We start from the raw sequence: 22,499 nt of genomic DNA, 5'->3' as shown, positions 1-22,499 counted from the left end.
GATCTGTCCATGCCTTAGAAAGAATGTGAGTCAGCCGCTTGCCGCGGTTGCGAGGCCGCGCCCCGTCGCGTAATTCCTGTCCATGACAGCAGCACAGAAAGCCCGCGAGTCGACGCCCTCGGTGGCCTCGGCGCATGACAAGATTCTGATTGTCGACTTCGGCAGTCAGGTGACGCAACTGATCGCCCGCCGGGTGCGCGAGGAGGGCGTCTATTCCGAAATCGTGCCGTTCCAGAAGGCCGAAGCCGCCTTCAAGGAGATGAAACCGAAAGCGGTGATCCTCTCCGGCGGCCCGGAGTCGGTGCACGAGGAAGGCTCGCCGCGCGCGCCGCAAGCGATCTTCGATTCCGGTGTCCCCGTGCTCGGCATCTGCTACGGCCAGATGACGCTCGCCGCCCAGCTCGGCGGCGAGGTCGAGGGCGGCCACCACCGCGAGTTCGGTCGCGCCGATGTCGAGGTCAAGACGGCGAGCAAATTGTTCGACGACACCTGGTCGATGGGCGAGCGCCATCCGGTCTGGATGAGCCACGGCGACCGCATCACCAAAATGCCGCCGGGTTTTACGGTCGCCGGCGTCTCGCCGAACGCGCCGTTCGCCGTGATCCAGGACGAGAAGCGCAAATATTACGGGCTGATGTTTCACCCCGAAGTGGTGCATACGCCCGACGGCGCCAAGCTGATCCGCAACTTCGTCCGCAAGGTGGCTGGGCTGACCGGCGATTGGACCATGCGCGCCTTCCGCGAGGAAGCGATCGAAAAGATCCGCACTCAGGTGGGTAAGGGAAGGGTGATCTGCGGGCTCTCCGGCGGCGTCGATTCCGCCGTCGCGGCGGTGCTGATCCACGAAGCGATCGGCGACCAGCTCACCTGCGTGTTCGTCGACCACGGAATGCTGCGGCTTGACGAGGCGAAGACCGTCGTCGACCTGTTCCGGCATCACTACAACATCCCCTTGGTGCACGTTGACGCGTCGAAGCAATTCCTCGGCGAGCTCGCAGGGGTCACTGACCCCGAGGTGAAGCGCAAGACCATTGGCCGCCTGTTCATCGACGTGTTCGATGCGGAGGCGAAGAAGCTCGGCGGCGCCGATTTCCTGGCTCAGGGCACGCTCTATCCCGACGTGATCGAGAGCGTCTCCTTCACCGGCGGCCCGTCAGTGACCATCAAGTCGCACCACAATGTCGGCGGCTTGCCGGCGCGCATGAACATGAAGCTGGTCGAGCCGTTGCGCGAACTGTTCAAGGACGAGGTCCGCGTGTTGGGGCGCGAACTCGGCCTGCCCGAAATCTTCGTCGGCCGTCACCCGTTCCCGGGCCCCGGCCTCGCCATCCGCTGCCCTGGCGACATCACCAAGGAAAAGCTCGACATCCTCCGCAACGCCGACGCGGTCTATATCGACCAGATCCGCAAAGCCGGCCTCTACGACAAGATCTGGCAGGCTTTTGCCGTGCTGCTGCCGGTAAAGACGGTCGGCGTGATGGGCGACGGCCGCACGTATGAATACGTCGTGGGCCTGCGCGCGGTGACCTCCACCGATGGCATGACCGCCGACTTCTATCCCTTCGACATGAGCTTCCTCGGCGCCACCGCGACGCGGATCATCAACGAGGTGAAGGGCGTGAATAGGGTGGTGTACGACGTGACAAGCAAGCCGCCGGGGACGATTGAGTGGGAGTAGGGGGCCAAGTACCCGCGGCCAACAGCGGTCCTAATGTTTGAGTTTGGAGAATTGGCTAGAGGCTGAAATGCCGTGCCGAGAATGCAATGGGATTTGGGGTATTCATTCATCGCTCAGACTCGATCTACGACGACAGTCCGGCTGAGCAATATCAATTTCCCAGTCAGTATCTGCGTCGTGTGGAGGCCTGCGTCGGTGACTGGATAATCTATTATGAACCGCGCAAGGTCGCGGAGACGCGCGGCTACTTGCAATTGCAAAAGTTCGGCAAGTTATTCCTGATCCCGGCGTTCCCGGGATGTATCTCGCGTTAATTGAGCCGGGAAGCTATCTCGATTTTGCCCATCCGATCGCTTTCAACGGAGCGACGGGACCCATAGAGCAAGGCGTTCTCAATGCACAGGGACGGATTTCCGGACGCGCTCAAGCAGCGGTCCGTCCAATCTCTCCCGAAGATTTCAAAAGAATAGTCGAACTCGGATTCGAGGAAAGGGCGCCTTTGTTGCCTCGACTCGACAACGAAATGCTGTCGCCGGGCTTTGATGAGGAGCAGGCCCCCTTCAGGTTTGAGCAACAGCGCGACCGCATTAGCGTCACGGTATCGAGGATCCTGCGCGACCGAATCTTCCGTCGCGTTGTGCTGCGCGCCTATGACGAGCGCTGCGCTATCACGGGGCTAAAGCTCATCAATGGAAGGGGTCGGGCGGAAGTCGCGGCCGCACATATCCGGCCGGTGGAAGCGAGCGGGCCAGATATTGTCAGCAACGGGATCGCTCTTTCGGGCACCGCGCATTGGATGTTTGATCGTGGCCTTATTAGCTTGGCCGATGACTTGGAGATATTAATCTCTCGACAGACGAACGATCCACAGGGAATAGGATCAATCATCAACAAATCCGGTCGTGCGCTTGCGCCTCGTCGAATGTCTGACCGTCCGCATCCGCATTTCCTAAAATGGCACCGCGAGCATTGTTTCAAGCAATAGCCTCGTAGGGCGATTAGCCGTAGGCGTAATCCACTGCATTATCTCATCGGGATGAACTAGCCTAGCGGCGGATTACTATTTTGCTAACGAAATGCGGCTCGATATCCGACAGCCAAACATATCCGGCTAGTGATCGGCGGGCAGCGCGATCGAGTGGCTACAGGGTGACACCTCCGTTAGCCGCTTCGGGATTCCCTTCTGGTCGAAATCGCGTATGATCTTGTGATGGCACAGAATCGATCTCACGCCGTCATGGCGCAGCGTACCGAGGCGCCGGATAGCCGGGACGATTTTCCGACCCCGCCTTGGGCAACACGCGCACTCGTTGCTCACGTTCTCAAAGACTTCGGCCCCTTTGATCTCCAGTCCGTTTTGGAGCCTGCATGCGGAGCCGGCTACATGGCTCGGCCGCTGGCTGAAAGTTTTGGTCAGGTGTTGACGTCAGACATCTACCCCTATGGATTTGGGTCAGTCAGGGATTACTTGGCCGTCCCCTACGAAGCCAACGCAGTGGACTGGGTCATAACAAATCCACCGTTTCGACTTGCGGAGGAATTCGTCCTACGGTCCCTAATCGTGGCACGAAGGGGCGTCGCCATTCTCGCTCGGACGGTCTTCATCGAGAGTGTCGGTCGCTACCGCAATCTCTTTCTTCAGCACCGGCCATGCCGATTTGCGCAGTTCACGGAAAGGGTGCCCATGATCAAGGGTCGAGTTGACCGAACCGCGACGACGGCCACGGGATACGCTTGGCTGGTTTGGTCGAAGGAGATTAAGACGCAAAATCCAGAGCTATTCTGGATACCGCCATGCCGTAAGGCGCTGGAGCGCGATAGCGATTATTCTGATCGATTGTAGCGATCAACGCCATCGCTCAGCCTCTGAAGAGCGGATGCAGCATCGCCATCCTCGAGCGCCTTGATCGCCTTTTCAACAAACGCATAAAGCCGGCGTCCCTTGATGCCCGGCGGCCCTTTAGGCGGTAGTTCGGCGGCCGGTGCCGCTTCTGTTGTGCCAAATTTTCCTTGAGATGCCTCTACGATGCGCGCCTGGTTTTCCCCAAACCAAGCCGCGGCGTCATGCTGGTTGTCTCCGCGCGCCAACATCCCGATCGCGATTTTCGCGTCGTGAACGGTCATCGCCATGAGTGTCTTTCCTGTTCAATCCCAGGACGACCTTAACCGCAACCGGAAGGCGAGGGCAAGCGTCAACTGCTCGTACTAACAGGGAACGGGGCTTGTTTCCCGCTACAGGGTCGCCGAATATCCTGGGATACCGGAAGGATGGGACCCATGAGCTTCAAGGTCATCGACGGAGGAGGGCCGGACAAGGAAGAGAGAGACCGCGAACGGGAGCGCGATTGGGCGAAACACGAGCTCTCCGGCGCTCTCCGAGAAGTCGCTGCCAATATGGTTAGGATTGTCCGCGGTGCCGGCAAGCCCCACGAATTACTGATCCAGATGAAGGCAGTGATCGATAGTGCGATCAAATTCCGTGATCTTCATGGCTATTGGCCGAACGACGTAATCGCCAACGCGCTCCAACTGACCGACGAGATGCAGGATTGTTTAGATCGCGGTCGCGCCGGCACGCTCGATCAAGCCCACATCGATCGCTGGTGGAAAGATGGAACGTTCGACAAGATGATGGCGGAGCACACGATGTATAAGGGCGTTCTACAAATTGTCGCGTCCGGCCTCATCGGACAGAACACGCAGCAAAGAGCGGGCGAAAGCGAGTTTCACGATGGTCTCCGCCGTTTCGAAAGGATCAGAGAAGAGCAGCTAAGAAGGTTTACGGAGAATCGGTCTACTAGCCGCCCCACGCCAAAGAGGCGCAAGCTGCGTCCACGTAAGCCGCCCGAGGACGTTGTGCTTTAGGGCAATTTGCTCTTTGTCTACAGTCCGAGTTCACAGGCCGACGAATCGCTTCAAGGGCATGGGGCTGCGTGCTGACTTGCCTCCCGTGAAAGCGCGATCTCGTGGCGAGCTGCGGCAAAACTGGCATAGCTGTAAACCACTTCTGATTTTCAGCGAGTAGGGTGGATTAGAAGGCGTAATCCACCGCATTCGACGTCTCCGGGCGGATTGAATGGCGGTTTCCTATCGCGAACTCACTCTACGTGCTGCTTCCACAACTGCTTGCAGTGACGGTTACCCCGGCGCAAAGGCGGGATGTGCGGTGGGTGACCGCATGGTACGACATCGGGATCGCCGCTCGGAGCAGACTTCATGTCCGTCGCGACCGCCTCCAGCCAGACCGCCACCCCGACCGATCCGCAAACGCTGGAATGGATGCAGGGCTTTCCCCCGCCGCCGGATAAAACTATCACTTTCCATAGCGGATCGTTCCGCAGTTTCCCCGAATTGCGTTGGGCGTGGAGCAATATCCGCCAGCTGGTGCCGACGGTGAATGTCTGGCGCGGCGCAGGGCCTGCGTCCGTGTTGCCGCGGGAAGAGCATGATATCGGCGCATCCAGTTCGGTCACCATGGACGGCCGGCCGATGACGTTCGCGCGCATGCTCGAGGAGACCTATGCCGACGGCATCGCTGTGCTGCACCGGGGCAAATTGATCTACGAGCGCTATTTCGGCGCGCTTAAGCCGCACAAGCCGCACATCGCGATGTCGGTGACAAAATCGTTCACCGGCACGCTCGCTGGCATCCTAGTGGCGGAAGGCAAGATCGATCCGCAGGCGCCGATCACGGAATATGTGCCGGAGTTGAAGACCAGCGCATTCGCTGATGCGCGCGTGCACGAGGCGATGGATATGACCACGGGCCTCGAATACACGGAAGTTTATGCCGACAAGAATTCCGGCGTGTTTGGGCTGCGGCGGGCGAACGGCATGGCTCCGATCGAGCCGGGCTACGAGGGTGCGACCAATATTTTCGATTTCCTGTGCGCGCAGAAGAAGCAGGGCGAGCACGGCAAGGCCTTCGCCTACAAGACTGTCAATTCAGACGTGCTGGCCTGGATTTGCCGGCGGGCGAGCGGATTGAGCCTGTCCGATCTGCTATCTGAGCGGATCTGGATTCCGATCGGCGCGGAGGAGGACGCGCATTATCACGTCGACCGCATAGGCACCGAAAGCGGCGGTGGCGGGCTTTCGACGACACTGCGCGATCTGGCCCGCTTCGGCGAGACGATCCGCAATCACGGCCGGTTCAATGGCCGCCAGATCGTGCCGTCTCAAGTGGTCGAGGACATCGCGCGCGGCGGCGATCCCGAGAAGTTCAAGCCCGCCGGCTACACCACATTATCAGGCGCCTCATACCGGAACCAGTGGTGGGTGACGCACAATGCGCACGGCGCCTTCATGGCGCGTGGCGTTCACGGGCAAGGCATCTATATCGATCCGAAGGCCGAGATGGTGATCGCGCGCTATGCCTCACACCCGGCCGCCGGCAACGCCGCCAATGATCCCGTGACGCTGCCGGCCTACATGGCGCTGGCGAAGGACTTAATGGCGGGCGGTTAACGCCCGCCCTACGGGTCGCCGCGCACTGCCGCCTCGATCTTCGCCACGTCGATCTTCCCCATCGGCATCATCGCTTCGAACGCGCGCTTGGCGACATCGCCGCCCTTGGCCATCGCGTCGGTCAGCACGCGCGGCGTGATCTGCCATGACAGGCCCCATTTGTCCTTGCACCAGCCGCAGGCGCTTTCCGTGCCGCCATTGCCGATGATCGCGTTCCAGTAGCGGTCGGTCTCTTCCTGGTTGTCGGTGGCGATCTGGAACGAAAAGGCTTCGCTGTGCTTGAAGATGTCGCCGCCGTTGAGGCCGATGCATGGCACGCCGCACACCGTGAACTGCACGGTCAGGACGTCGCCGGCCCTGCCGCCCGGAAAGTTGGAAGGCGCTTTACACACCGCGCCGACGCTGCTGTCGGGAAAGGTTTTGGCGTAAAACAGCGCGGCCTCTTCGGCGTCATAGTTGTACCACAGGCAGATCGTGTTCTTGTTCATCGTTGTTCTCCTTACATTTTTCCGCAGGCGCGAGGCTTGCCCGCGCCGGTACCGGCAAAGGACGATCGAACAAGTCGCGTTCCGACATCGCTGAACTCTTTTTTCAACGGTGGCTCAAGCCCGCGTCACAAATCGTCATGACGGCAAATCAATTCGGATTTTCAGAAATCGTGTCAAGCCCAGGAAGCAAAAATATTCCGCTTTCGTTCTCACCCAAATCAGCCGCATAACTCCGCCCATCTCACGGCGGATGAGGGGCGTTGGCCATCGTCACGAACGTGCGGTGAGATGCGGTGGACGCTGAATGCGCGCTAGACGATGCGCGAGGTAAGCGTACGGCGAAGTCGTGTGGTTCGGGCGCCGCGGTGCTGGCGCTAAGTTGGCGGGAAGTGTCCCGCCGATGACGGAGGCAAAAGAGCCGTTCTCCGGGAAGAGCACGAAGTAAGCCGTAAAGCCACTGCGCAGGGAAGGCCGGGATGCCCCCGCTGTACCTGTATGCTCGTGTGCGCGTTCTTAGTGCGCAATTGCACACGAGACCTCGGGTGCAGCAAGCACCCGGTCTTCCCTGCGCCCTCTGATGATGCAGAGGGTCTTTAGATGACGCAAAAGCTCGGGCGCTTCTCGCCGCGAGAACGCGGAGCCATACCCTCATGCTGTTTGAAACGTAGATCAGTCAAAGGCGGAACAGGCCTCCCGCCAGGTCGAATGTCGCCGTCGTTAAATAACTGCGCTATTGCGCCTACGCGTTCACAAAACTACTGCCGAGGCGTATTAAACTGCGGGCATCGATGGACGTAATCCCAGGGAATATCGTACACGCACGTGAAGCGGATATCGTCCGATGTTTTGAGTGGCGGAGTCTCCACGACGAGCGGTCGGTCGACATCACTCGGCAGACCGTAGACGACGCCGCCGGCCGGCCAGAAACCGCTTACTCCCCGGTGATGGTGATGATGCCCCGATTTGGGGAATGCCGGGAAAGCCGGACGCGCCGGCGCGACGCCCGGATCGGCAGATGCCGCGCTAGCGGCAAGGACAAGCGCGACTGCACTGAGAGACGCGATAAACGTCGTTCTATAGGTCATGGCACTCACCCAATCCTAGGTTACTGACCAGCGTTCCTAACGCTATGCCGTGCGTTTCGTGCCAGCAAAGACATAATTAACTATTGGTTAAAGCGTAATCTTAATGGAGGGACGCTCGCTTCGCCCGGGGGGCGATGGCGTGGACGCCCGGGCGCTACCCTGGAAAGCCAGTCGGCGGCGCGCGTTTTTGAAAGGAGATTGCGATGGCAGAGCTTGTAACATGCCTGTGGTTCGATCAGGGCAGAGCGCGTGAGGCGGCGAAGTTTTACGCCGCGACCTTTCCTGACAGCCGTGTCGTTGCAGGCCATGCATCCCCTAAGCCGGCCGTGGGGCAGGGCGAGGAACTGACGGTCGAGTTCACCGTGCTCGGCCGGCGCTTCGTGGGGCTGAACGGCGGACCCAACTACACGCCGAACGAGGCGGTGAGCTTCATGGTCCAGACCGATAGCCAGGAGGATACCGACCGCTATTGGAATGCCATCATCGCCAATGGAGGCGAGGAAGGGCCTTGCGGATGGTGCAAGGACCGTTGGGGCTTTTCCTGGCAGATCACGCCCAAGCGGTTGCTCGAGATTATCAACGGATCCGATCGTGATGCCGCCAGGCGCGCGATGGACAAAATGATGACGATGAAGAAGATCGACATAGCCGAGATCGAACGAGCGGCGACGGGATGATGGCGGGTTAGCTGCTCAAAACCCTCATCCTGAGGAGCCCGCAGAGCGGGCGTCTCGAAGGATGTAGGCCACAGACGGGCCTCATGGTTCGAGGCGCGCTTCGCGTTCCTAGCCATGAGGAACTTGTGACGCAGTAGAACTAACTCGCCCACGGTCTAATTCCGCGACATCTTTTCAAACCGCTTGATCAGCCGCTCGCGCTTGAGGCGGGACAGCCGCTTGATCCAGAACACGCCGTTCAACTGGTCGATCTCATGCTGGTGGCAGACGGCGCGCAGCCCCTCCGATTCCTCGGTCTGCAGGTTGCCGTCGACGTCTTGATAGCTGATCCGGACGCGCGCGTGGCGGCTCACCTCGTCGTTGACCCCCGGCATCGAGACGCTGCCTTCCCGATGCAGGATCATCTCAGGCGATGCCCAGATGATCTCCGGATTGACATAGGTTCGCGCGCCCTCGACGGGGTCCAGATCGAGCACCACGACCCGCAGGGAGACGCCGATATGCGGGGCGGTGATCCCGATACCGGGTGCGGCATGTATCGTCTCGAGCAGATCGGCGGCGAGAGCGCGCAGCGCGTAGTCAAATACGGTCACCGGCTGCGCCGGGAGCACAAGCCGAGGGTCGGGATAGCGGACGATCGGGCGGATGGTCACGATCTGGTGAATTCTGCAAAACAGTTGCCGGTGATCGGAAGACGCAAGTTGGAAACCGTAGCCTATTCCGCCGATCGAGTAAGCCCACGTGGCCTCGCAATTGCGCTGAGCAACCTAACAACTGATTCATGGACCGCACCGAAAAAATGATCAGGTGTGTCCCCGAACCTGTCGGTTCCGGCCCGTCCCATTCGTCTTCCAGACAAAGGGAACTGTAGGGAGACCAGGAATGACCAATTCTCACTACCGCTGGGTAATCGTCGCCGCCGGCGGCTTGCTTGGCTGTGTCGCGATCGGGGGCATGTTTTCGCTGCCGGTGTTTTTGCAGCCGATCGCGCGGGATACCGGTTGGTCGGTGACCGGCGTATCCAGCGCGATGACGATCGGCTTTCTCGCGATGGCCTTCACCAGCATGATCTGGGGCACCTTGTCCGACCGGCTGGGGCCGCTGCCGGTGGTGCTGACCGGCTCGGCCGTGCTCGCGGCCAGCCTGGGGCTTGCGAGCCTCGCGACCTCGTTGGTCGTCTTTCAGTTTGTCTTCGGGCTGATGGTCGGCGGCGCTTGCGCCGCGATCTTCGCGCCGATGATGGCCTGTGTTACCGGCTGGTTCGATACCCATCGCAGCCTGGCGGTGTCGCTGGTTTCAGCCGGCATGGGGATGGCGCCGATGACGATGTCGCCGCTGGCCGCCTGGCTGGTCTCGAACCATGACTGGCGGACTTCAATGCAGATCGTGGCGCTCGTCGTCGCCGCGATCATGATCCCGGTTTCGCTCCTAGTGCGCCGCGCGCCGGCGCTCGAGAGTGGCACTGCCGCTGCAACGAACGCGCCGGCGGAACCGGAGATGTCACTCGCGCAGGCGCTGCGCTCCCCGCAATTCATCATCCTGTTGCTGACGAATTTCTTCTGTTGCGCCACGCATTCGGGCCCGATCATCCATACCGTGAGCTACGCCATCAGTTGCGGCATTCCGATGATTGCCGCGGTCACCATCTACAGCGTCGAGGGCTTCGCGGGGATGGGCGGCCGTATCGCCTTCGGCCTGCTCGGCGATCGTTTTGGCGCCAAGCGCGTGCTGGTCTTCGGCTTGCTGGCGCAGGCGTTCGGCGCGCTCGGCTACGTCTTCGTGCGCGAACTCGCCGCGTTCTATGCCGTCGCCGCGCTGTTCGGCTTTCTCTATGCAGGTACGATGCCGCTCTATGCCGTCCTCGTACGCGAAAACTTTCCGCTGCGCATGATGGGCACCGTAATCGGCGGCACCGCCATGGCCGGCAGCCTCGGCATGGCGACCGGTCCGCTCGCCGGAGGTTTGATCTACGACACCTTTGCGAACTACGCCTGGCTCTATGTTGGCTCGTGGATCATGGGACTCGGCGCGTTCCTGATCATGATGACGTTCCGGCCGATGATGGTGGCGCGGCCCGCGCCGATGCCGGCATGATCTCGCCGTCATTCCAGGGCGCGCGAAGCGCGAGCTATCGCGCGCCCTGTCTTCCCTGTGCCCTCTCCGATATGAGGGTGACAAATGACGCAAACTCGGGCGCGCTTCCGCCGAGAAAATGCGAAGCCATGCCTTCACGCCCAGACCCGAACCATTGTCGTATTCGCGGGTTTTATGACCGGACCAGGGGGCCGATCTCTCGGGAGGAACAGATGGAGCTCGTCACCCACAAGAAGATGAAGAGCGGCAAATTGATGCCATGGGGAAAAGGCACGGTCGTCACCGGCGCAAAGGGCTATTTCTTTCTGGCCGGCAACACGGCCAGGACCCAAAATTATGATCCCAACAACGTCAAGGGTGGCGCGGCCGGTGACGCCGCAATGCAGTGGCGCTCCATTCTCACCAATATCAAAGCGGATCTGGAAGAGCTCGGCAACTCGCTCGATCACCTCGTCAAGATCACCCAGTACGTCAAAGGACCGTTTCCGAACGGCGGCGTCCTCAGCTCCCCGAATTTCCGCCTCGACGTCATGGATGAATTCTTCGCCGAGCATTGTCCGAAACATTGCAGTTATAACAACCCGCCGCCGTCGGAGGTGATCGGAGTCGCGGCGCTGGCGCATCCCGATCTCGTCGTCGAGATCGTGGCCATCGCCGCGCTGCCGGACTGAGCGTGCGATGTTCGAGGGTTTTCAATCCGTCGAGATCGACACGGGTGCGACGCAGATTTTCGCGCGCCGGGCGGGGTCCGGGCCGCCGGTTCTTCTGCTGCACGGCTTTCCCGAGACGCATCTGATGTGGCGCGACGTCGCTCCGCGTCTGGCCGAGACATATACGGTCGTCTGTGCCGACCTGCGCGGCTATGGGCGAAGCGGCTGTCCAGAAAGCACGCCGGACCATGCACCTTATTCGAAGCGCGCGCTCGCGGCGGACATGCTGGCGCTGATGGACCGGTTCGGCTTCCCGCACTTTTCGGTCGCGGGTCATGACAGGGGAGGCCGGGTTGCGCAGCGCATGGCGCTCGACGCGCCCGATCAAGTCGATGCGCTGGCCGTGCTCGACGTCATCCCGGTCTCCGAGGCGTGGGATCGCGCCGATGACCGGCTCGCGCTGGCGTTCTGGCCATGGTCACTGCTGGCGCAGCCGTTGCCGCTTCCGGAGACGATCCTCACCCGTTGCGGCGATGCCATTGTCGCGGACGCTGCTGCTAACTGGGGTTCCGGGCGGGCCATCGCAGAGGAGGTGCAGCGGGAATATGCCGACATGTTGCAGGACGCGGCGCGCGCACACGCCATTTGCGAGGAGTACCGCGCCGCCGCCGCAATCGATCGCGATCACGACCGGCAGGATCGAGAGGCCGGGCGGAAAATTGTCTGTCCGACGCTTGCGCTATGGAGCGAGGCGGGACCGCTGTCGGCGTGGTACGAAGCCGAGGGAGGACCACTCGCAATCTGGCGGAGCTGGTGTGAGAACGTACACGGGCGGCCGGTCGACGGCGGCCACTTCTTTCCGGAAGAAAGACCGTCCGAGACGGCCAAGGCGCTGTCCTTCTTTCTTGGTGAGGCAGACGGATGAGCTGCGGTCAAGGCACAACCGGATGTTCTACCATGTGGTGCGCAGGCCGCTTCGCAGACGATTGGCTCGGAGCAGGGCGAGGCTGCGCGTCCGGCAACCCCGGCCCATCCCTGCCTCAATGTGCAGTCTTATCGGCGTGCTGCTTCACGAACGAGACCAGTGGTTTGCCTTTTTCGACGATGTAGGTGGCGAGCTCGCTGCCGGTGACGCTGCCAGGATTCCTGGCCGAATGGGGTGTGCCGGCTGGAATGAAGAGAACGTCGCCGGCTTTGAGTGTGAGCGGCGGTTTGTCCCCGACCTGGTACTCGAGCTGGCCCTCGAGGACATAGATGATCTCTTCGCCGGGATGCGTGTGCTTGCCGAACGCCACGCCGGGGGCGAGATCGACGCGGACCTGAATGGCCTCGCGTCCGGGCGCGCTGAGATCGTGCCGCTGCAGGTCGGTTCGGGTATCTCCGCTCTGCTGCGCCTGCGCGTCAAACGGCGCCAGAACGGCTCCGGCGACGATCGCCACCGTCGCCATGATTTGCATCTGCTTCATGATGGTCATGTTGATCTCCTTGATTTTGAGAATTTCATCGAAGTTCCGCGTAGCCGGTGCCGAAAGCTTCAGATCGATTTGCGCAAGGCGCGGAAGCCTGCACGAACCTCTTCTGAAAAGAGTTGTGGCGCTTCACGCTGCAAATCACGCGTGACCGCCATGGCCGGATAAGCAAGAAAAAAAGACCAGCGACCGCCGCCGCGGCTACCCCCATCGCCGCGGTGCTCAAGAGTTGGCGCCGGTCCGGGATGACTTCGGAAGCTGATGGGGTACGCATGGTGAATCTCCCTGGTCGGGCAGGTGTCGGTCACCGGCAGCGGGCTCGCGATCCGCTGCCGCCGATGATCACTTCGCCTGCTCATGCCGCCTGCTGCTGGCCGGCCTGTTCGCGGACGATGTATTCGGCGTACCAGTCCGGCCAGTCCGCATCATGCTGACCGCCGTTGCGCTTCTCGTACTCGCCATGCGCGGCAGCCGCACGGCGCAGCGCACTAGCGAGATCAGCCGACGAGCTGAAGGTGGTGGCGTCAGCGTCGACGCGGCCGGGCAATCGCGCGGTGACTTCCTGCAGCAGCCAGCCATTGCCGTCGGGATCGCTGAACGAGGCATAGGAGCGATAGCTGCCGCGTTCCGGATCCGGGCCGCTCAGCCGGAGACGCCCGAACAGATAGGGCTCATCCGAACCGACATGCACGTTGCCGCCGGCATGAAAAGCTTCACTGATCTGCACGCCGCGGCCGAGCAACTCGTTGCGGGCAGCCTCGATATCCGAGACGACCAAATAAAGACCCTGCGCGGAGCCGGGCGCAGCAGGGGTGACGTTCTTGCCGAAGATGACCGAGGCCTTGGAGCCGGGCGGGGTGAACTGGATCACGCGGTAATCGTCGGGGCCGGCAAAGTCGGCGTCGAGCCGCCAGCCGAGCTTGGCATAAAACTGCTTGGCACGTTCGACGTCGGAGACTGGGATGACGATGACTTCGAGCTTCAGGTCGACCCCAAGCGCGGTCTTGGTTTCAGTGGACGTGGTGCTGGTGGGTTCCTTGAGGTCTGACATGGCTCTCTCCTTGATGTTGTGGTGGCAGGGATGTCTCCCGCGCACCGTGTTTCTCGTCTTTGACGGGTGGAGAGGTAGATTGCTTCGACCTCCGCGCGAATACCCGCTGTTCGGCAGACACTCTTCCGCCGCGCGAGTGAATGCCGGTGAAATCTTGGGGCGGGGTGGCTATGGCGGCCATCGTTCTATTCTCTATATACATCGTGTACGATCTAATCGGATACGACGTATATGCGGCTTAGCCGGCAGTGTCGATCCTTCCGATTAAATCGGATACGATATGTAGGGATGCGAAGCTTCACATGTTCGTGTCGGAAAGGACGCCCTCCATGAAACTGAACGACGGGCCCCAGACCGGTTCCAGGGTCACTTCGAGAGGCAATTCAAAGGCCAGCCAGAAGCCGAAGCCGTCCGCAGGCGAACGGCGGCTTGGCGATTTCCTGTGCTTTGCGATCTATTCGGCCAATCTCGCCTTCGGGCGGGCTTACAAAAAGGGCCTCGATGAACTCGGCCTGACCTACCCGCAATGGATCGCGATCGTGGCATTGTGGGAGCAGGATGGCCAGACCGTGAGTGAGCTTGGCCAGAAGATGTTCCTGGAATCCAACACGTTGACGCCGATCCTGAAAAAGCTCGAGCAGATGGGCTATCTGCGTCGCCAGCGCGATCCCGCAGACGAACGGCAGGTGCGTATCAGCCTGACCGAGGCCGGCCGTCGGCTGCGCGAGAAGGGCATGCACATGAATCTCATGGCCTCCACCGGACTGAAGCCGGACGAGTTCGCGCGGCTGCAGCAAAACGTCGTCGCGCTCCGTGACAATCTGATCAAGGCGACAGCAGAGAAAGCGAAATGATGGCGCAGTCGGCGCTTCGATCCGATCGGACGGCAGTGGCGCGTGAAGGTGAGGATAGTTCTACTGCGTCAGTAGCTGCCCGAACCTCTCATCCCTGAGGAGCCTGCAACTCTAGTTTTGTCGTGCTATGGAGTGAGAACGAAAGTAATCTGATGTCCGTTCACGACAGCTCCAGCCACCCTCTCGATGACCCGATCTGGACGGCGCTCACGACCACGCAGCGGGCGTTGGCGGAAGGCGCTGCCCGCGCGCGGCGCTATCCGACTGAGATCACGCCCTTCGCAGCGTTAGCGGACACGTCGCCCGAAAGCTTTGCTGCGCTTGCCGGGCTGATGTCGCCGCAGGATATCGCCGTGCTGTTTACGCCCGATGCCGTGAGGCCGCCTGCCGAATTCAGAATCGCGCTGGCGGACACCGGCGAGCAGATGATTGTTGGAACGCAGGTTGAAACACCAGCGCAAGGCGTCGATATCGTCACCCTCGGTGTCAACGACGTTCCAGCGATGATCGAACTGACCGCGCTTACCAAGCCGGGACCGTTCAACGCGCGGACCCATGAGCTCGGCACCTTTCTCGGCATCCGCATCGACGGCCAGCTTGTTGCGATGGCGGGCGAGCGGATGAAGCCCGCTCAATACACCGAGATCACCGCCGTCTGCGTGCATCCATCCCATCGCGGCCGCCGCTACGGGCAGATGCTGCTGTCAGCCATCTCGCGCCAGATTGTATCGCGCGGTGAGATTCCGTTCCTGCACGTCTTCACCAACAATCACTCGGCGATCGCGCTCTACCGCAGGCAGGGAATGGAAATCCGTCGCCGTCTTCACGTGACGGTGTTGAAGAAACAGGACTGATCGTCCAGCAATAGATGCCTTGACGGGATTCTTACGCGTTGCGCGTGCCCCTCGGGCCCCGGTCCGGTCCGGGGTCCTGGCCGGCGGCTACCTTGGTCAACCTATCGAGATAATGCGCCCAGCCTGTGTTGTGGCTGTCGCGGGTTGCCTCGGTGGGGAGGCCGCTATGGGTCATACGCAACAGCGTGCCACCATCCTGCTCGATCAGATCGATCTCGATCAGGCCCGATCCCGGCGGCACCTCCTCGTTGCCTTCCCAGCCAAAGCTGTAGGCGAGGCGATGTACCGGCACGACCTCGCGGAATGCCCCGCGTCCCGTGGCGCTGCCGACGCCTTTCAGGAGGTACATGCCGCCCGGATGCATCTCCGTCACTGCCTCGCTGCCCATCCATTGCACGATCTTCTGAGGGTCCGTCAGGAAGGCGAACACGCTGGCGCGGGGTGCGGCGATGTGGGTCTCGCGCTGGAGCACAAACGATTTAGTCATCGAAAACCTCGTGGGTGTGGTGAGGGCGCGCTGATACAACCAGCGAGTGCCTAAGTTAGGTGTGATGGGTGACAATGCAACATCGCTGTCGCATGATCGATCCCATGCAACTGAGTTCGACCCTGACATGGCTGGTCGATGCGGCCAGCGCTTCGCCGGGCGCCGACCGGTTCCTGGCCGAATTCGGCACGCGCCTGATCGCCGACGGCATTCCGCTTGCCGGCGGGGCGCTGACGCTCGCCGTGCCGCATCCGATCGTCGCCCGCCGGACCTGGCTATGGCGGGCCGAAAACGGCGAGGTGATCGAGGCGGTGGGATTCGCTCCGGCGGGATTCGGCGGCGCAGGGGATTCGTCGGGCGATGCCGGGCGGCGCTGGTTGAGCGGGCTCGCGGGTGGCGCGGTGCATGAAGACACCGTCGGTGCGGTAGAAGGCGGGCCAGTGCTCGGCTGGATCGGGCCACGCCGGTTCACGGAAACGGAAGCAAATCGATTGCGCGAAGCCGCCCGCTTTGCCGCTGCACCACTCGCCGCACTTTCGGCGCGCGCGACGCTGTCGGCCGCGCTCGAGGCTTATCTCGGCAGGCGCAGCGCCGCGCGCGTGCTGGCAGGGCCGCTGCGGCGCGAAGTCGGCGAGACCATTCGAGCGGTGTTGCTCTATGCCGATCTGCGCGGCTTCACCGCGCTGTCCGAGGCCGAGCCTCCCGCTGCCGTCATCGACGCCCTTGGCGGCTGGTTCGACTGCATCGGCGGCGCTGTCCACGCTTTTGGCGGCGAGGTGTTGAAATTCATCGGCGACGGCGTGCTCGCAATCTTTCCGGTTGGCGAGAAGCCTCGCGAAGCCTGCGACGCGGCGCTGCGCGCCGTCGCTTCCGCGAAGGCCGGAATGGCGCATCTCGATGCGACACGGCGGGAGCAGGGATTGCCGCCGCTGTCGTTTGGCGTGGCCTTGCACCTTGGCGAGGTTCTGTGGGGCAATGTCGGCGCGGCCGACCGGCTGGATTTCACCGCGATTGGGCCCGCGGTGAATCTGGTCAGCCGGCTGGAAGGGCTCTGCCGGCCGCTCGGCCGAACGGTCCTGATCTCCGGCGCGGTCGCTGCCGAAACAAGCGCGACGCTGATCCCGCTGGGAACGCATGCGCTCCGCGGCATTGAATCCGCCTGCGCCGTTCACACCGTGCCTGACGGCTAAGGGCAATTCGGAACCCGTCGGCTCATCACGAAAACGTTAAACCGATCGGTTGACTATCGGCGTCGTGCGACTATAGTAAACCACATGGTTGAACGATCCGCCCATCTCGACGCCGTTTTTCATGCCCTCGCGGACCCGACGCGCCGGGCGATGCTTGGACAATTGGCGGAACGCGAACTCACGATCGGGGAACTGGCGACGCCGTTTCACATGAGCTTCGCCGGCGCCTCGAAGCACGTGCGGGTGCTGGAGAATGCCGGGCTGGTGAAGCGCACGATCCGCGGCCGCACCCATCTGTGCCGCCTCGAGGCGGCGCGGCTCGCGGAAGCCGATGCATGGCTGAAACGTTACGAGCGCTTTTGGAACACCAATCTCGACAGATTGGAAGCGCTGTTGCGTGCGGAAGACGAGGCAAAGGCAAGGAAGTGAAGGGAGTAGAAGCATGAATTCAACGACGAAGCCTGAAGCCTATGGCGAATTGCCCGAGCCTATGACGCTGAAAATCCAGCGCCTGCTGCCCGGCCCGATCGAGCGCATCTGGGCCTATCTCACCGACAGCGAGTTGCGCCGCAAATGGCTGGCGGCAGGCGACATGGACGCGAAGGCCGGCGCCTCCTTCGAGCTCGTCTGGCGCAACGATGAACTGACGGACCCGCCCGGCGAGCCCCCGGCCGGCTTCGGTGGCGAGCATCGCATGCAGAGCCGGATTACCGAATTCGATCCGCCCCGAAAATTGTCGATCACCTGGAACAGCACCGGTGACGTGACGTTCGAACTGGAGCCCAAAGGCAAGGGCGTGCTGCTCACGATCATCCATCGGCGCTTCCCCGACCGCGCCACGCTGCTCAAGCACATGGCCGGCTGGCACATGCATCTCGATGTCCTGGTCGCCCGTGCGAACGGCGAAGAGCCGGCGCCGTTCTGGGATGGCTGGAGCGGCCTCATGAAGGAATACGACGCGCGTCTGCCGGCCTGACGCTGCAAGTCGAGGCACCCGAGTAACAAACGTCCCAACAACAGGAGATTAGCCATGCAGATTCACACCGTTTCGGCACAGGAATGGGAAGCGGCCCGCCAGCAATTGCTCGTGAAGGAAAAGGCGATGACCCGCGCCCGTGATGCGCTCGCCGCCGAGCGTCGTCGGATGCCGTGGCTGGCCGTGGAGAAGGAGTACAGGTTCGAGGGGCCCAACGGCGAGGCGAGCTTGCGCGACTTGTTCGAAGGCCGTCACCAGTTGATCCTCTACCGCGCCTTCTTCGAGCCCGGCGTATTCGGCTGGCCCGACCATGCCTGCCGCGGCTGCTCGATGGTGGCCGACCAGGTCGCCCACGTCGCCCATCTCAACGCCCGCGATACAACTCTCGTGTTCGCCTCGCGCGCACCGCAGCCGGACATCGCGCGCCTGAAGAAGCGAATGGGATGGGAGCTGATCCCCTGGTACACCATCACGGACAGCTTCGACGCCGATTTCGACGTCAGCGAATGGCACGGCACCAACGTGTTCTTCCGCGACAGCAACAAGATCTACCGCACCTACTTCATCAACAACCGCGGCGACGAGCAGATGGGAGGCACCTGGAATTACCTCGATATCACGCCGCTCGGCCGCCAGGAGGTCTGGGAGGATTCGCCCGAGGGCTACCCGCAGACTCCGACCTACAAGTGGTGGAATTGGCACGACAGCTATGTCGAAGGCGCAGCGCCCGACAAGAGGTGGGTCGAGGTGTCGGACGCCGGCGAGGCCGCGTTCCGCCAGCAGAGCGCGAGTGCGAAGTCGTGAGCCAGGCTCGTCACAGCAACTCGATCGGCGGTGCGAGCTGTGATGACGAGGGCGGTACGGCCGCGATCGGCATAGCCAGATGGCTATCGCTCGCGGCCGCGCCAACTTTTGCGATCATGGCGCTGCTCACCGCTGTCGTTGGCGGCGGCCCGCTGGATGCGCTTTGCTCGGCTGCAAACGCATCTCCGGTCGGCGGCATGGTCCCGATGTACTTGCTGATGACCGCGTTCCATTCGGCGCCGTGGCTGAAGCTGATCGTGCGCCGATGAAGCCTGGCGCCGCGACCTGATCCGGCGTTCCAAATTCCTGCGAGCCCTAACATTCCATTGAAAGCGATCCGCCAAGATGCTGCCGGGTTGAACCCCCGGAGCGCAAATATTCAACTTGGCTGGACTTGCCGTCCGCGTGTACCACGCCGATGTTAGCGGACAGTATCTGTCACTAACGAACGCGTAATGCCGGAAGTCAGGTTGATTCAATCCATCGAGCGCGCGGCTGCAATCCTCGAGATTATCGCAGAGGAGGGCGGTGCCGCACGGCTGCAGCACATTGCCGAGCAGGCGAAGCTCGGCAAGACGACCGCGCACAATCTTCTTAAGACGTTGGACGAGCTTGGTTACGTGCACCGCCGTGTCGGGGATTCGCGCTATCATCTCGGCGGCCGCATTCTCAATCTGGCGCGGATCGCCGGAGACGATGGCGCGCTTCGCGGCCGACTGCGCCCTGTGCTCGAATCGGTGGCAAAGCGCACGGGCGAGATGGTTTATCTGGCCGTGCCGAGCGGAGATGAAGTCTATTATCTCGACGCGATCGAACCGTCCCACGCCTTGAAGGCGGGCGCATGTCCCATCGGCGTGCGCGAGCCCCTGGAAGGATCGGCGGTCGGGCTCGTATTCCTCGCCTTCATGCCTGGGCTGGGCAAGCGCGTCCTCGCCAGCCGTGCCGACGCGCTCGGTCCTCATATTCTGTCCGAGATCAAAACGGTCGCCACGCGGGGCTTCGCGCTCGATCTGGAGAATTACCAGCCGGGCGTCCACTGCGTCGCAATTCCCTGGCGCGAAGGTGGCGAGGTTCGTGCGAGCATCGGGCTGAGTGGGCCGGCGACTCGTTTGCCGCCGCAAAAGTTGACGGACATGGCCTGGATGATGATGAAGGAGGTCCAGCGCGCCTGAGTTCAGCATTGCTGAACATGTTTCGTTTCCAGGGTTCGATCATTCGCTTTTGTGATTTTGCCCACCATGTTGAGACGCGTCGCGCTACGCGCGCGCCGAGGCATCAACAGGAGAACGTCTTTGAGTAACGTCCTTATTGTTCACGCGCATCCGGAACCGAAATCGCTCACTAGCGCTCTGAAGGATCTCGCGGTCGAAACTCTCATCGCGCAGGGCCATGCGGTGCAAGTTTCCGATCTCTATGCGGCCAACTGGAAGGCAGTCGCCGACCGCGGGGATTTCCTCGAGCAGGCGCAGCCCGGCCGCCTCAGCTACGTCGCGGAGTCGCGTCACGCTTTCGCCAGCGGCACCCAATCACCCGACGTAGCGGCCGAACAGCAGAAGCTGCTGTGGGCTGACGCCGTTCTCCTGAGTTTTCCGATGTGGTGGTTCGGCATGCCGGCCATTTTGAAGGGCTGGGTCGACCGCGTCTTCGCCTATGGATTTGCATATGGCGTCGGCGCCCATGGGGGCGAAAGATGGGGCGACCGCTACGGCGAAGGTAAGTTAAGCGGGCGTCGCGCGATGCTGTCCGTCACCATCGGCGGCCGCGCGCCGCATTATAGCGAGCGCGGCGTGAATGGGCGGCTCGATGACCTGCTCTGGCCGATCCAGCACGGGATACTCTTCTACCCAGGCATGCAGATCGTGCCGCCCTTCGCCGTCTATCAGAGCGACCGGCTGACCGAGGCCGAGTGGCCCGCCATGGCCGAGGCCTATCGGCATCGTATCAGGGGCCTCTTCATCGACCGGCCGATCGCGTACCGCACTCAGAACGGCGGGCATTATGACGGTCAGCAGGTCTTGAAACCGGGCTTGGGCGCAGGCGAGCGCGGCACGCGCATCCACCTCGTCGAGCCGGGCGATCCGAAGGAAGTGCTCGATCGGAATGGCGCGGATAGCATTGCCGCTGCAGCGCGCGAAATGGAGGCCTGCTCGGGCCAATGACAGCGCGTCGCCGGTCGGTCAGTTCGGCAGGGTGCGCTTGTCGATCGGCGCAACGTGGTGGGGGTGCTCCGGGCACCCGGCGTTCTCTGGGCCCGCTATGCTCTGAGAGGCAGCGATCCGAACACCTCGGACGAAATCCGCGCCGCGCATGTCTGCAGCGCACTTTGCGCCGTGACTTGACGAAGCGGACGCAAGCGACGATTGAGAGAGCGTGCCCCTTGCCGATTGATTTCCAGTGCGCCAATGACAAGAGAGAGCTCCATCGCACGCTGCATCGGCAACCGAGAGATGAGATGCGTCTGAAAAACTGCCACAATTTCCACGATTTTCGCCGGATGGCCAAGCAGCGCCTTCCTGGACCGATCTTCAACTACATCGACGGTGCAGCCGACGACGAAGTCACGCATCGCCGCAATACCCGAGCCTTCGAAGATTGCGATCTGGTACCGAACGTGCTGCGCGGCGTTTCCGAAGTGGACATGTCGGTAACGATCATGGGGCAGAAGCTGGCCATGCCGGTCTATTGCTCGCCGACGGCGTTGCAGCGATTGTTCCATCCCCAAGGCGAGCGCGCGGTCGCGGCAGCCGCCGGCAAATATGGCACCATGTTCGGTGTTTCCTCGCTTGGCACCGTGAGCCTCGAAGAAGCGCGCAAAATCAGCAGCGGTCCACAAGTCTATCAGTTCTATTTCCACAGGGATCGCGGCCTGAACCGCGAGATGATGAATCGCGCAAAGCAGGCCGGTGTAGAGGTAATGATGCTGACCGTCGACAGCATCACGGGTGGCAACAGGGAGCGCGACAAGCGCACCGGCTTCGCCATCCCGTTCAAGCTGAATCTAGCGGGCATCGCGCAGTTCGCGATCAAACCGGCTTGGGCGGTCAACTATTTCATGCATGAAAGCTTCAAGCTGCCGCAGTTGGACACCCATGTCGAAATGGGCACTGGCACCATGTCCATCAGTCGCTACTTCACCGAGATGCTCGATCCGTCGATGAATTGGGACGACGTGGCCGAGATGGTGCAGCACTGGGGCGGGCAGTTCTGTCTCAAGGGTGTCATGTCGGCAGCAGATGCCAGACACGCAGTGGAGATCGGCTGCACGGGCATCGTGCTTTCCAACCACGGCGGTCGGCAGCTTGATGGTTCGCGCAGCGCCTTTGACCAACTGGCGGAGATTGTCGACGCGGTAGGCGACAGGATTGACGTCATCATGGACGGCGGGGTGCAGCGTGGCAACCATGTGCTCAAGGCACTATCGCTCGGCGCCAAGGCAGTAGGTCTCGGCCGCTATTATCTCTTTCCGCTGGCTGCTGCCGGCCAGGCCGGCGTGGAACGTGCGCTCGAGCAGATGCGGCTCGAGATCGAACGCGGCATGAAGCTGATGGGCGCTACATCTGTCCATCAGCTATCGCGCGACAATCTGCGCTTCCATGGTGGCAGCTTCACTTCTTCGCGCTACTCGTCGTAAATTGACGATCTGAGGCCAACGCCTCGTTGGTCGTTCGCGTGAGT

26 protein-coding genes and 1 pseudogene are annotated in these 22,499 nt (G+C 61.9%); 18 read left to right on the top strand and 9 right to left on the bottom strand.

From position 1 onward, the window contains the following. Nucleotides 1–82: 82 nt before the first annotated feature. Together guaA and HCN58_RS14510 are read left to right on the top strand one after the other, a co-directional pair. On the top strand, nt 83–1,678 hold the full coding sequence (guaA, locus tag HCN58_RS14515; RefSeq protein WP_171580036.1) for a glutamine-hydrolyzing GMP synthase: 1,596 nt from the start codon (nt 83–85) through the stop codon (nt 1,676–1,678). Between the two features lie 86 nt (nt 1,679–1,764). Next, nucleotides 1,765–2,663, top strand: a pseudogene (locus tag HCN58_RS14510) (HNH endonuclease). A gap of 839 nt (nt 2,664–3,502) precedes the next feature. On the opposite strand, the gene HCN58_RS14505 reads toward HCN58_RS14510, so the two are convergent. After that, nucleotides 3,503–3,808 (bottom strand): hypothetical protein, encoded by a 306-nt coding sequence (locus HCN58_RS14505; protein WP_171580035.1) that lies wholly within the window; start codon nt 3,806–3,808, stop codon nt 3,503–3,505. Nucleotides 3,809–3,955: 147 nt separating this feature from the next. Between HCN58_RS14505 and HCN58_RS14500 the strand changes: the two genes are divergently transcribed. Beyond that, the gene (locus tag HCN58_RS14500) at nt 3,956–4,543 is read left to right on the top strand and encodes a hypothetical protein (RefSeq protein WP_171580034.1); all 588 of its coding nucleotides are present in this window, start codon (nt 3,956–3,958) and stop codon (nt 4,541–4,543) included. Nucleotides 4,544–4,894: 351 nt separating this feature from the next. Beyond that, nucleotides 4,895–6,145: a serine hydrolase domain-containing protein gene (locus HCN58_RS14495; RefSeq protein ID WP_171580033.1), complete on the top strand. Its 1,251-nt coding sequence runs from the start codon at nt 4,895–4,897 to the stop codon at nt 6,143–6,145. 8 nt (nt 6,146–6,153) lie between these two features. Here HCN58_RS14495 and HCN58_RS14490 read toward each other — a convergent pair whose 3' ends face one another. Both HCN58_RS14490 and HCN58_RS14485 read right to left on the bottom strand, forming a co-directional pair. Next, nucleotides 6,154–6,633 (bottom strand): VOC family protein, encoded by a 480-nt coding sequence (locus HCN58_RS14490; RefSeq protein WP_171580032.1) that lies wholly within the window; start codon nt 6,631–6,633, stop codon nt 6,154–6,156. Nucleotides 6,634–7,388: 755 nt separating this feature from the next. Next, entirely contained in the window at nt 7,389–7,718 is a 330-nt protein-coding gene (locus HCN58_RS14485; protein ID WP_171580031.1) for a hypothetical protein, read from the bottom strand. Between the two features lie 203 nt (nt 7,719–7,921). Between HCN58_RS14485 and HCN58_RS14480 the strand changes: the two genes are divergently transcribed. Next, the gene (locus tag HCN58_RS14480) at nt 7,922–8,395 is read left to right on the top strand and encodes a VOC family protein (RefSeq protein WP_171580030.1); all 474 of its coding nucleotides are present in this window, start codon (nt 7,922–7,924) and stop codon (nt 8,393–8,395) included. Nucleotides 8,396–8,550: 155 nt separating this feature from the next. Here HCN58_RS14480 and HCN58_RS14475 read toward each other — a convergent pair whose 3' ends face one another. Further along, entirely contained in the window at nt 8,551–9,048 is a 498-nt protein-coding gene (locus tag HCN58_RS14475; protein WP_171580029.1) for a peptide deformylase, read from the bottom strand. A 229-nt stretch (nt 9,049–9,277) separates the two neighbouring features. Between HCN58_RS14475 and HCN58_RS14470 the strand changes: the two genes are divergently transcribed. The 3 genes from HCN58_RS14470 to HCN58_RS14460 all read left to right on the top strand — a co-directional run bounded on the left by HCN58_RS14470 (nt 9,278) and on the right by HCN58_RS14460 (nt 12,064). Further along, the gene (locus tag HCN58_RS14470) at nt 9,278–10,489 is read left to right on the top strand and encodes an MFS transporter (RefSeq protein WP_171580028.1); all 1,212 of its coding nucleotides are present in this window, start codon (nt 9,278–9,280) and stop codon (nt 10,487–10,489) included. A 212-nt stretch (nt 10,490–10,701) separates the two neighbouring features. Next, nucleotides 10,702–11,160 (top strand): RidA family protein, encoded by a 459-nt coding sequence (locus HCN58_RS14465; protein ID WP_171580027.1) that lies wholly within the window; start codon nt 10,702–10,704, stop codon nt 11,158–11,160. Nucleotides 11,161–11,167: 7 nt separating this feature from the next. Further along, nucleotides 11,168–12,064: an alpha/beta fold hydrolase gene (locus HCN58_RS14460; protein WP_171580026.1), complete on the top strand. Its 897-nt coding sequence runs from the start codon at nt 11,168–11,170 to the stop codon at nt 12,062–12,064. 115 nt (nt 12,065–12,179) lie between these two features. On the opposite strand, the gene HCN58_RS14455 is transcribed toward HCN58_RS14460, so the two are convergent. The 3 genes from HCN58_RS14455 to HCN58_RS14445 form a co-directional block, all read right to left on the bottom strand. Beyond that, nucleotides 12,180–12,605: a cupin domain-containing protein gene (locus tag HCN58_RS14455; RefSeq protein ID WP_171580384.1), complete on the bottom strand. Its 426-nt coding sequence runs from the start codon at nt 12,603–12,605 to the stop codon at nt 12,180–12,182. A gap of 68 nt (nt 12,606–12,673) precedes the next feature. After that, the gene (locus HCN58_RS14450; protein WP_171580025.1) at nt 12,674–12,967 is read right to left on the bottom strand and encodes a hypothetical protein; all 294 of its coding nucleotides are present in this window, start codon (nt 12,965–12,967) and stop codon (nt 12,674–12,676) included. Continuing rightward, a complete protein-coding gene (locus HCN58_RS14445) occupies nt 12,964–13,659 on the bottom strand; it encodes a VOC family protein (protein ID WP_171580024.1) in 696 nt (231 codons plus the stop codon). Before HCN58_RS14445 ends, HCN58_RS14450 begins: the two co-directional genes overlap by 4 nt. A gap of 329 nt (nt 13,660–13,988) precedes the next feature. Here HCN58_RS14445 and HCN58_RS14440 point away from each other — a divergent pair, with 329 nt between their 5' ends. Then, the gene (locus tag HCN58_RS14440) at nt 13,989–14,513 is read left to right on the top strand and encodes a MarR family winged helix-turn-helix transcriptional regulator (protein WP_171580023.1); all 525 of its coding nucleotides are present in this window, start codon (nt 13,989–13,991) and stop codon (nt 14,511–14,513) included. Nucleotides 14,514–14,665: 152 nt separating this feature from the next. Next, on the top strand, nt 14,666–15,367 hold the full coding sequence (locus HCN58_RS14435) for a GNAT family N-acetyltransferase (protein WP_171580022.1): 702 nt from the start codon (nt 14,666–14,668) through the stop codon (nt 15,365–15,367). A gap of 31 nt (nt 15,368–15,398) precedes the next feature. Here the strand turns inward: HCN58_RS14435 and HCN58_RS14430 are convergent, their stop codons facing one another. Further along, nucleotides 15,399–15,854, bottom strand: coding sequence for an SRPBCC family protein (locus HCN58_RS14430; RefSeq protein WP_171580021.1), 456 nt, complete (start codon nt 15,852–15,854; stop codon nt 15,399–15,401). A gap of 104 nt (nt 15,855–15,958) precedes the next feature. Between HCN58_RS14430 and HCN58_RS14425 the strand changes: the two genes are divergently transcribed. The 7 genes from HCN58_RS14425 (at nt 15,959) to HCN58_RS14395 (ending at nt 20,983) form a co-directional block, all read left to right on the top strand. Continuing rightward, complete coding sequence (locus tag HCN58_RS14425) at nt 15,959–17,044, top strand: adenylate/guanylate cyclase domain-containing protein (RefSeq protein WP_171580020.1); 1,086 nt, start codon at nt 15,959–15,961, stop codon at nt 17,042–17,044. Nucleotides 17,045–17,128: 84 nt separating this feature from the next. After that, the gene (locus tag HCN58_RS14420) at nt 17,129–17,473 is read left to right on the top strand and encodes an ArsR/SmtB family transcription factor (protein WP_171580019.1); all 345 of its coding nucleotides are present in this window, start codon (nt 17,129–17,131) and stop codon (nt 17,471–17,473) included. 13 nt (nt 17,474–17,486) lie between these two features. Then, entirely contained in the window at nt 17,487–18,020 is a 534-nt protein-coding gene (locus HCN58_RS14415) for an SRPBCC family protein (protein WP_171580018.1), read from the top strand. Nucleotides 18,021–18,074: 54 nt separating this feature from the next. Further along, nucleotides 18,075–18,824: a DUF899 domain-containing protein gene (locus tag HCN58_RS14410; protein WP_171580017.1), complete on the top strand. Its 750-nt coding sequence runs from the start codon at nt 18,075–18,077 to the stop codon at nt 18,822–18,824. Continuing rightward, a complete protein-coding gene (locus HCN58_RS14405) occupies nt 18,821–19,093 on the top strand; it encodes a hypothetical protein (protein ID WP_376701174.1) in 273 nt (90 codons plus the stop codon). Before HCN58_RS14410 ends, HCN58_RS14405 begins: the two co-directional genes overlap by 4 nt. Nucleotides 19,094–19,294: 201 nt before the next feature. Next, a complete protein-coding gene (locus HCN58_RS14400) occupies nt 19,295–19,996 on the top strand; it encodes an IclR family transcriptional regulator (RefSeq protein ID WP_235983612.1) in 702 nt (233 codons plus the stop codon). Between the two features lie 120 nt (nt 19,997–20,116). Beyond that, nucleotides 20,117–20,983, top strand: a complete 867-nt coding sequence (locus tag HCN58_RS14395) for an NAD(P)H-dependent oxidoreductase (protein ID WP_235983611.1) — start codon at nt 20,117–20,119, stop codon at nt 20,981–20,983. Nucleotides 20,984–21,078: 95 nt separating this feature from the next. Here the strand turns inward: HCN58_RS14395 and HCN58_RS14390 are convergent, their stop codons facing one another. After that, on the bottom strand, nt 21,079–21,390 hold the full coding sequence (locus tag HCN58_RS14390) for a hypothetical protein (protein ID WP_171579588.1): 312 nt from the start codon (nt 21,388–21,390) through the stop codon (nt 21,079–21,081). Here HCN58_RS14390 and HCN58_RS14385 point away from each other — a divergent pair. Next, nucleotides 21,277–22,455 (top strand): alpha-hydroxy acid oxidase, encoded by a 1,179-nt coding sequence (locus tag HCN58_RS14385; RefSeq protein ID WP_171580382.1) that lies wholly within the window; start codon nt 21,277–21,279, stop codon nt 22,453–22,455. The two genes, HCN58_RS14390 and HCN58_RS14385, sit on opposite strands and share 114 nt — an antisense overlap. Nucleotides 22,456–22,499: the final 44 nt, after the last annotated feature.

Source organism: Bradyrhizobium australiense (assembly GCF_013114825.1).
GTDB lineage: Bacteria > Pseudomonadota > Alphaproteobacteria > Rhizobiales > Xanthobacteraceae > Bradyrhizobium > Bradyrhizobium australiense.
The sequence above is the reverse complement of the archived record's forward strand: the minus strand, read 5'-3'. Positions and strand labels throughout refer to the sequence as shown.